Raw genomic sequence first — 13,938 nt, 5'->3', positions numbered from 1 at the left:
AAAATGAACCTTTTCCAGTAGGAAAAGGCTGCAATGCATGACCTTCAAATATTGATGTTACTGGATTTGTCGAGCTCTGTCAATAAATGAATGATTGAAATTACTTCAGTCCGAAAAGTACCTGCTCCGCTTGTTGCACGAGACGTCGTGTTATGGTTCCGCCGACCGCTCCCGCATCTCTGCTTGCGATATGCCCCCAATAATTTTCTTTGATCGAAGCGGACGGCATACTGCCCAATTCCGTTGCAAATTCCACATTGCCGAATGAAGCCAAGCCATTGCCCACCGGTAGACCCAATTCAGCGGCGATTTCATATTTCATTTGGTCCAATGCTTGATGGCACTCGGGAACGACTTTACGATTGTTGCTGGCCATATTGGTTCACCTCCCTGATAGCTGATGTACCTGTATTATGGCCGCATTCCCGTTGTTCACCCGTATCGATTATTGTTAATAGGGGTAAAATTATGGTGTTGCTGTCGTTCCATCCTCTTTTAGCAATATGTAGATTCCGCGTACCATGACGTAAATATCGCCTTTTTGCTTTGGATCGGGCTTAATCCCTCTTCCTTCACGAGGAATAATAAGAAGATGATTGTTCTCGACAGCAGCCCCTGAGACAATATCTTTTCCTGCAGTAACGTCAGGAATACCGTCGCTATTGCTAACTGCAATCGTCTTGCCTGAGCGCACGATCAGTTCGGTGCCGACTCCTCCGTACAAAGTTTGGCCTGCCTCCAATTGGATGACCTCCAGCGTCGACGGTGCTCCCGTAGATGGTGCGGCCGGTTGTTGCGGCTGGGTCTGTCCCCCTCCTGTTGACGGGATTTGGGCCAGCAGCTCTTGCTTGGCTTTCGCAATTTCAGTCGCGAGTAACTCTTTGACACGTTCTTCCGATACACCTTGACCGGTGCTCGTTTGACCAGTCCCTGTAGTTGGAGTACCGGTCCACTGGCCACCCGTTACCTTTTTAAGCTGCTCATCTAAATAGCTTTTGGTTACAAGCGGGTCATCCGCTGATCCAGGCTGCACCGCCCCATCCGCTCTCGATACGATGGCCGCTTGTCCTGCATATACACCCACTGCAATGGTTATACCGATTAATCCGGTAAGCAACAGCTTTCGTTTCTGTATCACTTTATTCGCCTCCTGACCTTGTTACATTCGACTCCGTAAAAAGAAATCCTTTCGGCCAACGGAAATTGGATCGAAAGGATTGTTTGTTCGGGATTGATTTTCTCAGTCGGAGAAATAAAACCATTCAAGGTCTTTGCTGGCTACAAGGCGTTTCTGACCTTGGAAGACGACATATAAGTTAAGCTTGTACTTTTTGAGCATTGTAACTTTATATCTAAAGTCCTTATCGGTCTTTGTAACCTCCATTTTATTTTCCCCAATTTGGAAGGTAGTCGAACCTACAGGTGTTGTGGTATTTGAAGCTCCGGTTTGTGTACTAGAGTCTTTCTCCATATTGAATGTCCAATCCATCTTCGCCTTCCCATCGGCATCTTCAATTTCCAGATTCAATTTGTATTCATCCGTGTTTACTTCATATTGCGTATCTTTTTCTAACATATAATCAAAATTCACTTTAATGACGTCCTCGTTTACCGTAGTACCTACTCGACTTAAACTAAGCTTATAAGGAAATATATCAATGTCTTTGATGGTATCAGGCGTAACTGGCTTTTCTTTTGGTAAATCAAAAGCCACGGAATTCACGTATGCGTCAGGTTTGTCTGTAATCAAAGAATATTTCCCTTGGGTAATCCCTTCTCCAATAAGCAATTGTGTAATTTCCTGTGATTTACTTTTTGCTACATTTGCCCACACGTTTACCAATGCTTTACCCGATGGACTTATTTTTGTTTTTATTTCAGTTATCGTTGCCGGATATACCGTCCCATCAGAGCCTTTAAAATGCGCTACCAGCTTGGAAAGATCATTTGCTCTTTTTTCCAAATTTTCAATCTCCACCTGAGCCGTAATTACATCCGAGCTCTTACCGCTGTAATTATGAAGCGCATGAACATAGTAATCTCCAGAGCGTCCTATTCCACCGATCTTAAAACGTTCGCCTGCTTTGACTTGAGGTATGTTGTCTAATACTGAATCTACTTTAAATGATACCAAATCAGTCACTGTTCCGGTTGTCGTTGTACTGCCGCTCTTAGCTGCTTCTTTTTCCTGAAGATGTACGGTTAACTTTGAATACTCGTAAGTATAAGGAACAGTCCCCAACAGTTGTACTCTGACTTCTTTTTCCGGTTGCAGTCCGATTACGTTGTCGGTACGAATAACTTTTACTTCTACCTTTACCGAATCGTCTAGCTCGATGTATCCGGTAAGCTCTGGGATAGGTAGAGGTTTTGACTCTTTGGACTTTAACAAGATAGAAGCGGATAATAAATCGTCATCTTCCCATGGAACTCTTTGTATAGATTCCAGTGTAGCAACATAAGTTCCATCTTCATTCGAAAATGATTGCTCTTTTTCCGTTGACGATGTGTCATCAGTTGGATTTGGAATTTTAAATTCCGCGAAAGCCGTATTAACAGTAGTGGTTTCTCCGGTAGACGTATTCTCGGTAATGACCAATTCCCAGTTTTGATCAGATATAGTTCGAGGAAGCTTGCCGGTTAAGGTTATTTCCTTCTTCATTAAAGGGTCAATCGTAGTTGTATTCGTTACGCCAGCAGCTGTTAGCGGATACAACAAGCCATCCGAAGTGCGAATCATATAGTTCATGGTAGGCAGCTTTAAACTGCGAATATCCGTATTTTGCAGTTCCAATAAGATGGATGGCAAAAAGTTCTCTTCATTGCTGCTGATTGTTGATCGTTTTATATAGCCCTGTAGAGATGTCTTGGAAATTTTGATATTGGCTTTTGATCCTGCCGGAGCAACTGTAGTATAATCGGCCGGTATTTGAAGTGTCCCCAAAGTTTTTTGATATTCTGCGGCTGAAAAGTCCCATTTGATAACTTTAAACTGCAAATCCTTCAATTGGATCGCTGAAGTTACATTGGCATAAAATTTGATTTCCTGCGTGCCACCAGCCGGAATAACATTTTTATCCTTGTCCTGCGGCATTACATTAATTGTAAAATTAGCTCCCGAAGACGATAACATACGAACCCAATAATCTATAAACAGGATGTCGCTCGTTCCGCCATTAACAACCTTTACAGTAAATGTCACCGTGTTACTTTCCGCCCCGACGGATAGCCTTGCGTCCTTTAGCTCAAAATAACTATTATCATTAACCCATACGGATCCTACAGATGGCACATCAAAAATGGAATCAGACGTAACTTCCGTCCCGTCAGCATATGTATGGATCGGTGCCGTTGCGGCCAGTAATGAGAATAACACCAATGATTTGACGGACAAATGCTTGAATTTTGATTTCTTTCGCATGTATATCCTCCTTTATTACTTCTATACTAATAGACGAAAGAAATCTCATTTTGTTTCAGTCCTATTTCAGATTTCTTATGAATTACACGATCAGTAATTTGTTTGTCATTAGGTTAATTGCCCGACAAACAAAAAAGAAGCCCGAAGGCTTCTTTTTTGTAAAGCTTATAATTAGCGGATTCTTACAAACGTGCTTACAACTTGACCAGTTGCCGCGACAGCTTTCAGTGTAAATGCTTGCCCGGAAGCAAGATTCTCGAGAACGCCTGTCTTCGCATTGACTGTTACTACACTAGATCCTTCGATCGAGTAGAACACACCAGTAATATTGTCGTATTTGTTGATATCTTCTTTAGTGAACGAAACACCATATTGATCTTTCAATGTCAAAGTCATAAATTTGTATGCTTTATCATACAGACCAATATCCGAAGCATTGATTTCAACGATACTATTTGCCGTTACAGATTGAATAACCGGCACTTCGTTTTTAACTTCAACTTCAAAATTGGTGTATTGAAGAGCATCCTTGAAGTCTCTGTACTGAACAGTAATTGTGGATTTACCGGCTTTAACCCCATGAATGTAACCCGTGCCCATAACCGACATTGGAGTAGCTTGTGCAACCGAGTAAACGCTGCTCGATACGGAAACAATACGTTTATTGCTAATTGCTACCGTGTTGCCCGATGCGTCTTTAGCGCTAAGTTCGATTGCCTTTCTGTATTTATTATTGCCACTCGAAGTTGTGTTCTTGATATCGGATGGAATCAAGTTCATGTCTGGATCGAGCGCAGCATACATGGATGCTGGTTTAGTAACCGAATAAGTCAAGCTTTCAGTTGCAGCGTTGATATATTCGATCTTCTTAGTGATAACATTGGAGATCGCTGTCCAAGTAGTGCCACCGTCGATCGATTTTTGCAATCCGACTTTCAATTCAAGACTTTGGCCAGGAGCGCCAGCAGCAGCATTAAACGTCATGATTTGGTTGAAATCATCAAAGTTTTCGCCTCTGATGTCGAACGAATTACCAGCGTTGTATGTTGCAACTACATTTTCAAGACGGTCTTTTCTCTGAAGCGTCACGCCGCCATTGCCGGTAACTTGACCATATACGCGGTAAGTTACGCTGTTTCCATTTTCATTTACAGCGCTAACGCGATCCAATTGCTTGCCGTTTTGATCGACAATGCTGAATCTGACATTCGAGTTGCCGCCTGCCGTCTTCGGTGCGTTATCCGTTACAACGTTGATCTTATCCGGCGTACGTGCTTTCAAGATCGGAATAGATTTGGTCACATAGCTATTATTTCCGGTTGTAGAGGTGAGGTAAGCCGAGATGAACGCCTGCGAATTTGCAGTACCGGTTACTTTACCAATGTGAATGTAGCCTTTGTATTGACCGTATTCTTCAATCGAAGCATTGGAGATAGCCGTCGTCAAGTCTGCTCCCACAACACCTTGCGCCGAAATGTTAATTCTTGGTTTGTTTTGGGAATCAATAATATCGTCAACGCTCAGTTGGTTACCATCGGCATCATAAGCAAGAATCGGGATATAAATATCCTTGATATCGCCTTCTGCCAGAACGTCAGTTGCTTCGCCGATCTGGATTTTCGTTGCCAGTTTGGCCGAAGCTACTTTGACTTTAGTCGTAGCGCTTGCTCCGCCGATTTGAGCCGTAACCGTATACTCTTCGGTTTTCTCCACACGATCCTTCAGAATAATCTTCAGCTCGCCGAAGTTGTCGTTGTCGAAATCCTTGAATTCTGCTTTTTGGAATGCCATGCTGTAAGGCGTTGTAAAGACATTTTCATTCCAAGTCGTGTTGCTGTCAAACGCCATCGGATTGCCGTATTGATCGAACAATGTAGCTGGGATCAAGACGAAATCGCCATTGGCGGAAAGACTTGTTTTGCCAGACGGGTATTTAACATCACCCAGTTCCATTTTTTGTACAAATGGAGGCGTGCCAAGTTTGAAGTTTTGTTGAATCGATACACGAGAATCATTCTCGTAGATGTAAACCGGAATTACTGTCAAACCAGGTGACGGTTGACCGCCAGTCATCGTAGTGGTATCGATCGTTACAACGAACGTTCCCATATTGTCTTTGGAAATGCTGCTCGAGAATCCAGGAGTATTAACCGTGAAGCTACCAGCACTCAGGGAAACATTTTCACCATATTGGTTTACAGCACGGAACTGTACGCGAGCTTTCGTGCTTTGAGCGATCGTATCGCTAGCCGTCGAGAACTCGATCTTCTTAACAGCTTCTTTCTCAGCAGTAAAGCTTCCAGTAGCCGTTCCGATAGCATCAGCAGCAAGACCGCCGAGGGTGACTGTATACTCACCTTCATTGATTTTTGCGTCTTTCAGCGTCAGAGTAGCTGTTTTCTTATCTTCAGACCATTTCGTTTTAGTCGCGTCAATCGCGATGTCCAAGCCGGCTTTCTTCAACGAGAAAGTAGCTTTAGTCGTATCCACATCACGGTCAAGCGTTACTTCAACTTTTTGTACACCCGCAGCTTTAACGGATTTCACCGAAGCTTTAGCCGGTTTTACCGAATCAGCAATAGCTTTTTGAGCGCTGTACGAAGCTTCTACCAATTCAGCGCGGATAGCTGGTTTCGTGTAGTCCGTTTTCTCGGTCAACAAACCGTTGGCGACAGCGGCTGCTACATAACCTTTAGCCCACTCGGATACGTTACCTTTTACAGTAGCGGAAGTGTTTTGTTGCAGACCCAGAGCGCGAACAGCTACTGTTGCCAGTTGCTCAAGCGTTACTTCGCCGGCTGGATCGAATACGCCGGTTGCTACGCCGTCCATCAAAGGAGGAGTTGCTTTGGATACGGCTTGGATGAAGCCAGCGGACCAACGATCGGATGCAACGTCCGTGTAGCTGGTGCCCGTTACTTCTTTCAGGCCTTTCAATTTGAAAAGGATTTTCGCCAATTGCTCGCGGGACATGTTAGCGTCAAGCTCGGATCCGTTACCTGTTCCGTCTTTATCAAACACGCCAGCAGCGATCAATGCATCCAATTTTTGTTGGGTCGTCAATGTGTCAGCTGCAAATGCAACGGATGCGAAAATGGACGACACCATAGCAGTTGCTACGAGTACAGACAAGCTTTTCTTCATAACCTTTTTTTCTCCTCCTCGATTATCATCATTCGATGTTTGAGAGTTTAATTTAATTTGTAAGCTCTTCTTACTCATCGGCCAATTCACCTCCTTCCCAGAGTTTTGAGCGCTACTTCCTATTTGGACTCTGCAACGTTTGTCGCAGAAACTAGTAAACTGTCGAAGTAGAAAACTAGAGATATAGGCGCCACTATAACATTATACAATGGTGCTTTCATACCGTAAAGCATAAATTGAGAAAAAGTACCACCGCACTCCAGTTTTCTTATGTGTTTCGTGTGCGTTGTTTGTTGTTTCACCTAATTAAACGCAGCGTTTCGAAAAAAGTTGCGACTTTTCGAAAAAACTTTTCTATGTTATGCGCTCAACTCTGGGCCATCCACCTTTCCGTGTAGCAGCTCGTATATCTCTTTGCTACAAACCAAGTATACCTGCATCTGATACATTCGTCATCACGAAGTATTTTCCATGTCCGCACCCTGTAAATTGGCCAAAAAAACCGCCGGTTCTAAGCGAACCGGCAGTCTGTAACTTGCCTTTTTACTTCGGTATTTTCTTCTGATTTTTCAGCACGCGAATGGCGACTGCGGCCGCTTCGGCGCGGGTGAATGTCTCGAGCGGGTCAAAACGCACCGTCGTTTTCGTTTGTCCTTGAAGCAATATGTTCTCCTTGCCCTCGATCAATCCGGCATTCGTAACGGCTTCAACGGCTGTTCTTGCATAAATATCGATGCTGTCGCCGTCGGTAAACGATTTGCGCAGATTCGCCAGTACTTTATCCATATTGGATTCCGAAGACAGCTTCAAATCGGCCGCTCTGGCTATCATGATAGCCGCATCCTGGCGAGTGATCGCATTGTCCGGCATGAACCGTCCGCCTGCAGCGCCACGCACAATCCCTGCCTTTGCTGCGGTCTCGATATATTTGTAATCGTACAGCTTGGTCAGCAGGTTGACTCTTTGCACGTCCGTGAACGTCGGAACTTCCGTATAGTTCAAAGGCAAATCGAAAATTTTAACCAGCATCGTCGCGAATTCGCCGCGCGTAATCGAATCGTTCGGCACGAAGCTCGAGCTTTCCTTGTTCAGCATATAACCTTTGGCGTAGAGCGTATCCAGGTCGTTACGCGCCCAAGGATGGCCTGTCACATCGTCAAAGCTCTTGTCCATGTAAACGACTTGGTAGTAGCCGAACGATTCGAAAGGAACAGTAATCGTGTTTTTGTTCATGTCCACAACACCGCCGAGGTTTTTCCAACGGCCTTGAACGATGCCCGTATAATCCTCGTATATGTCGAAATGGTACACGCTCAAATATTTCCACGCATCGTCCCGAATGGTGGAGTCATACTTTAGAGTAAGAGTTCCGCGTTCGGTCGGTACGACCATATCCGGTCTCGTTCTAAGGTAGAACTCTTCCTTGTCGTAAGGGAGTCGGCCGCTTCCATTCAATGCTTTGATCATATCGGTTTCATTTTTCTTGATCGTTCCCGCATCGATCCAGAACAAATTGCTGGCGGAACGGAAACGTCCCGAAGTTTCCGTGAGCATCAGTTTGCCTACGCCGTCAATTACCGGGTTCGGATTGCCGATTTGACCGTCCGATGCGGACGGGTGTTTGACTTTGTCCACGCGTCCGTCGGCTTTGCTGGCGATGCCGTATAAAATTTTGCGATCCGAGGTCAGGAACTGATTAACCGCTCCCGGTTCGTTCCGGATAAAGTTGGTACCCTTAGGGAATTTCAAGGACAACTGACCGTCGAATATCGTTGTTGTCGATTGCAGCGGAGCTTTATATTGGGCACCATCTACGGCAGTATCCGTGTTGTATAAAATAAAGCTGCCGTTCGTTTTCTCCGTACCGCGGACGACCGTGAACTTAACCGTATTTTTGCCCGCCTTCAAGCCTGTCACTTCATAGAAAAAGTGGTTTTTCTTCACGCCGTTCTCGACCACTTCGCGAATGACCGCTTCATCCTTGCCGAACAGGACGGAGGTCGCATTTTCCGCTTCGATTTGGATTTCCATATAGTTGCTGTTGATGTTGGCTTGATCTTCTTTCTTCTCGTTCTTGATCAATTTCGGAGATTTGATAATGTACGAAAGCGGCTCTCTGTTGATCGTAATCACTTTCGTCACGGTAATCCCCGAAGCATTGGTGATCGAGAATTCGAAAATCGTATCGCCCTTCGACACCAGCGGAATCGAATTCGTACGGAACAGTCCGTTGCCGATCGAGCTGAAAAAGTTCGGATTGCTCGTCTGCGGATCGGCGCTTCCGAAGTTGCCTCCAAATCGGCGGTCATACTTTACGACCGGCAGACCGTTGGCGTCCTTCGTCCGTACGGTTAGTCTGATTTCGGACGCATTCGCAAACTGACCGGAAAAAGATACCGACGTTTCGCTTGTCGCATACGAGTCAGGGTTCGTTCCCGATATAAATTTCTTCACATCGGTCGTCTCGACCGGATTGACCGAGATGAATTCCGGAGCATCCGTGCTGAATACGAATATTTCATAGGAAGTCGTCGTTACGAGCACTTTGTTGACATAGATTTGAAACACGAGCGTATTTTTGCCTTCTTGCAAGTCGCTGACCAGCAACGTGAATGTATTGCCTGCCCCGGTTAGCAACGACGTGTTCTCAATGCCGTTTAACGTTACCCGAATGCGATTGTCTGCATCCAATACCGGCATATTGATTATCCGGCCGGATACACAGCTTCCGGTTAATCCTCCCCGGTCGCATGTAATCTGAGTACTATGGGTTTTGACAACCATTCCGTTGTAAATATTATTTACGATCAAATACGGAGTATTGGAGATCAACAGATCGTATGCTCTTTTTCCGGACAAATTCTCAGCGGTTTTATCCAAATCCGTATTGGCTCCAGGTACAATCGTCATTTTCGTTAGCCCGTTTACAACATTCGCGGGAAGGCTGAACGTAAATACCTTATAGGTGACGTTTCCGATCGTCTCGACCGGGCTATTTATCGCGTCATAAACCGCTGTTGTAAAAATGGACGAGTTGCTCGTGAATTCGCCCATATAAACATTCAGCTTGTTCGTATTGGTGTTCGCCAACACTCTGAACGTTTTAGGCAGCTCTGTAATGTTGTTTACAACTGTTTCAGACAAAGCATCCACTTTCTCCACGTATGGCAACGTAGTATTGACATAATTGAAGGTGAACGCGGTAACAGGGATATCGTCGGTCGTTGCATTGTAAAACTTGAACTGGACTACCTGCAGACGATCGGACGGAATATCCAGATCAGCCGAAAATTGAAACACTTTGAATCCGGATTGCGACCATTCGGCAACTTCGTTCAGCTGCGTCGCAGCGGCGTTAACGCTGTAATTGAACGGATTACCAACAGCCGTATCGTTATAGAGCAAACTGACAGTATATCCGCCGTTGGATAGGTCGGAAGGCTTGTTGAACTTAACCGTTCTTCCCGATACGATCTCGAGCGCCGGGGTTTCGGATACATACGAGGCATTGTCGTTGGCGACAAATCTCAGCTTCAGCTTGGAGCTGTCGCGTCCGAAGTTCATGCCTGTAACGGATATCGTATTATCAGTTACGCTAAAGCCTGTCGGAATAGGGTCGACTACCGTAAACGGGTATTGTCCGAGCAGCACATTATCGTACATGACTCTCATTAAATAGTTGCCCGCGGTAATACCGGCAATATTGGAAAAATCGCCGATCACCGAAGTCGTTGTCGAAGCGTTAGTATCGATTCTGGCGTTCCGCTGATTGGAGCCGTCCTCGTTCATAATAACGGCAGCTACGCCTTTGGTCGGAGTAACGTCAAACCCGCTTCCTTGAATAGAAAACGTAGCCGTATTTACTTCGGACAGCGAAATTTGCGGTATCGTAACCGAATCGATTCTGGCCGGTGTCGTCGCTGCCGACACATAGACACTATTCGTAACCGTTCCGCCTGTAATCGTTGGCGAAGTGCCTGCGTCCCCCCCGTTCGGATACCTTAATTTCTTCTCGAACTGGACTTTATAGCGCGCGCCCGGCACCAAATTATTTTGACTGCTGGTCAAAGCGCCATCCAACGGTTGAAGAAGCAAAGCGGTATCTCTTACTTCATACACTTTGAGCGGTACAGGTGGAACTACCGCCGGAATATTCGCATCGACGAGCTGCGGATTCAAAATATCGCTTGCGATTGTCCCCAAATTCGTTCCGGGAACGTAAATGGTAGTCGGCGACGTCGTCTTCGTCGTATTGATTTGTCCGGTTAGCTGCAAGGTTGGCAAGTCCGGATCTTTCAGCGCGATCAGGAATGGCGTTTCCGTCAGCGGAATGCTTTTATAAGTAACCTTGTACTTATACAAGCCGTCAGTTGTAATAGTAGGACCGGCAAAAGTAAAAGTAGTGTTCGTTCCATCGTTGGTCGATGTTACGACAGACGATTGCCCTACCGGCTTGCCTGTCAAATCGGTATAGTTGATCGCAAAGTCCGTCGAATCCAACCCCACGCCGCCAACTACCACATTCGGCTGCGGCATTGGAGATTGCCCCGCCTTGGCGAAGTTCTGAGGTACGTCAGGAATCGACGTGCCTACTATAGTCGGCAATGGCGCAGACGGCGCATTAACCGTAATGGAATACGACTCTTTATTCAATACGGGAACCAAGCTTGCAATAGTGCCGTTGCGCAAATCGGCTTTGTACGGACCATTGGCCTTTACAAACGTATTCGCCGGAATCTTATATACGGCGACGGTTTTGGACGTGTTGACCGCTTCAGGTGACAAGTCCTGTAAAACGACGGCACCGGCCGTGTTGGTCAGCGTTAACAAGATGGAGTTGCTCAATGCTTCCCCGGACACAAACAGCCTTGTCGCGCTATGCCCTTCATACACGATGTTGGGAGAAACCGAGTTCGTTTTGGGGGCAGCGGCGGCACCGGACAAATTATACGGTCCGAACGATTGACCGCCGACCAGAACGTCGACAAAATTGTATTGCAAATCCCCAAGAGTAGTTAAATCATCCTTCAACAAAGCCGAAATGTTTACTCTGGAAGAGGTAACCGTCGGATTGCTGATGAGATCCTTGGAGGCACCGCTAGGCAATTCCTTGATCTTGGCGTTGAATGCGAACGGCAAGCCGTTGTTGTAAATCAGGTTTTTGCTGATTTGGTACGTCTTCGTGTTGTTGACGGCCATTACGGTAAGCGGGTTATCCCCGGCACGCAGACGCAGGTTGGCCGTCGATTGCGTATTGTTCACATCGTCCGCCACGAAGAAAAAATCTCCGTTGTTCAAATAGGCGTTTATCGGATTCGGATTGCCTTCCGTATAGGCTTTTACTTCCGTTGCATTGGGTGCCGTACCGGAAATGTTCAGCATTGTGGATTGAGCCGGATTTTCCGGGTACATTTTGCCGTCTTGAAACGGTTGGCCGTTAATGTTGATCGTCGTAAGCGTAGTCGTCGGCGTAAAATAAACCCACGCCGGAGCGGACGATATGACGCTTGTCTCGCCGAGCTTGATAATAATTTTGTTCAAGCCTTCCGTTAAAGCGACATTTTTGAACGTAACATCGAACTGCCCGACTTTTTGCGCTTTATTCGCTTTCTCCACAACCGGCGTTTTCGTCGTGGTCATGTTCGTCACTTCATAGTACAGCTCCGTTAGCTGCGAATCGCTAATATTCTCGATCGTGGCCGATAAATCTATCGGACTGGAAGTTACTCTTGTAATGCTGGAATCATCGCTCGGCTGCGTATCCGCGACATACAAATCCTTTATCGTAATTCTCGCGGTAGCCGCGAATGCGCTCATGGCCGGAAGCAGACTCATCAGCATGGCTAGAACGAGAACCATGCTCATCCATTTTCGATATGTCTTTCTCAAAGCCGTTTCCTCCTTAATGGTGTTGAACTTATGAATTGCGCTGCTGTGCAGCTTTTGTTAAAACGTATGGATTTCGTTCTCTCCTCCGTCTCCTTCCCTCTCTGTAACAGCTCTCTTTATTCCAATAGGGCAGCGTTCTCCCTGAGAAAAGATTCTTGTAGTTTTGTTATCGGTTATTTCAAGTCGAAAATTTAGAGATTTCGGCGTAAAAATGAAACCGAACTATAAATGATGAATGACAAAAAAATCCCGACCTTTTTATCGGCTGGGATTTGTTGTATTCCTTCATTATAATATACATTTATTTGGATACGTTTTTGGACCTTGCCCGCAAAAACAAGTTCAGTACGGGACGTTTGCTTTTGCTCACGATCCCGATCGCTTCCGCGCCTACCTGAAGAACTAAAAGGATAACCGCTATAAGCCCGAGCGCAACCCACTGCGAAGTTTGAGACAGCAGAATGGCGCAAAGCCCGAAAAAGAGCGACACTCCGTAGATGAGGAGCACCGTGTTGCGGTGGCCGAATCCCAATTGCAGCAAGCAATGATGGAGATGATTTTTGTCTGCTACTGAAATCGGCATCTTGTTTAGCTTCCGCCGTACGATTGCGAAGAACGTGTCCGACAACGGCACGCCTAGAATCAGAATCGGAACGATAAAGGAAACGAGCGTAGCTTGCTTGAAACCGAGTACGGATAAAGTGGCCAAACAAAAACCTAAAAACAATGCTCCCGAATCGCCCATGAAAATTTTGGCGGGATGGAAATTATAGAACAAAAAGCCGATGATGCTTCCGAGCAGCAGTGCGCTAAAGAGAATAACCGTGACATTGCCCATCATGATAGCCATGACCAGCATCGTCGCATTGGCGATTCCCGAGACGCCTGCAGCCAAGCCATCCAAGCCGTCAATCAAGTTAACCGCGTTTGTAACGCCTACGATCCATAAGATCGTGAGCGGCATGCTCAACCATTTCGGTTCAAACACGTCGCCAAACGGCAAGTTGACCAAATCAATCTGAATATCGCCGTAGAAAACGATAACCATTGCGGCCACCAACTCGACCAGCAGCTTAGTCTTCGGAGACAAATCGAATCTATCGTCAAACGCTCCGACCAAGACAATCAGCGTACCTCCGATCAGCAAGGCGGATGCGACTTTCCAGTTCAAATCGTCCGTCATCGGCGCGATGACGAAAAAAGCTCCCACGAATGCCAGAAATACGGCCAAACCGCCGAGACGCGGCATAATGCGCGTATGTACTTTGCGTTGGTTCGGTTTATCCACCGCTCCTACAAAGAAGGCAAACCGTTTAACTGCAGGTGTCAGGATGACGGCTAAAATGCATGCTGCTAAAAAACCTATGCCGTAGTATAAATACTCCATCCGACTGTACCCACCCCCATTATCTGTCTGCAAATCCCCCAATAAATCATTGCTCTCAAGAGACCAATGGTCCTATTATACCCCGAATCGCAAGGGA

At 46.0% G+C, this 13,938-nt stretch carries 6 protein-coding genes; all 6 read right to left on the bottom strand.

From position 1 onward, the window contains the following. Positions 1-100: 100 nt before the first annotated feature. The gene (locus tag FE784_RS19075; RefSeq protein WP_139603815.1) at positions 101-376 is read right to left on the bottom strand and encodes an alpha/beta-type small acid-soluble spore protein; all 276 of its coding nucleotides are present in this window, start codon (positions 374-376) and stop codon (positions 101-103) included. A 90-nt stretch (positions 377-466) separates the two neighbouring features. Beyond that, positions 467-1,138, bottom strand: a complete 672-nt coding sequence (locus tag FE784_RS19070) for a hypothetical protein (RefSeq protein ID WP_139603814.1) — start codon at positions 1,136-1,138, stop codon at positions 467-469. A gap of 102 nt (positions 1,139-1,240) precedes the next feature. Next, positions 1,241-3,421 (bottom strand): hypothetical protein, encoded by a 2,181-nt coding sequence (locus FE784_RS19065; protein WP_139603813.1) that lies wholly within the window; start codon positions 3,419-3,421, stop codon positions 1,241-1,243. Positions 3,422-3,592: 171 nt separating this feature from the next. Then, positions 3,593-6,643 carry an S-layer homology domain-containing protein gene (locus FE784_RS19060; RefSeq protein ID WP_139603812.1) on the bottom strand — a complete coding sequence of 1,017 codons (3,051 nt, stop codon included), beginning with the start codon at positions 6,641-6,643 and terminating at the stop codon, positions 3,593-3,595. 465 nt (positions 6,644-7,108) lie between these two features. Continuing rightward, positions 7,109-12,454, bottom strand: a complete 5,346-nt coding sequence (locus FE784_RS19055; protein ID WP_139603811.1) for an S-layer homology domain-containing protein — start codon at positions 12,452-12,454, stop codon at positions 7,109-7,111. A 301-nt stretch (positions 12,455-12,755) separates the two neighbouring features. Beyond that, on the bottom strand, positions 12,756-13,841 hold the full coding sequence (locus FE784_RS19050) for an MraY family glycosyltransferase (protein ID WP_139603810.1): 1,086 nt from the start codon (positions 13,839-13,841) through the stop codon (positions 12,756-12,758). Positions 13,842-13,938: the final 97 nt, after the last annotated feature.

This window comes from Paenibacillus hemerocallicola (assembly GCF_006265175.1).
GTDB lineage: Bacteria > Bacillota > Bacilli > Paenibacillales > NBRC-103111 > Paenibacillus_AB > Paenibacillus_AB hemerocallicola.
This window is presented reverse-complemented; position numbering and strand designations above follow the sequence as displayed.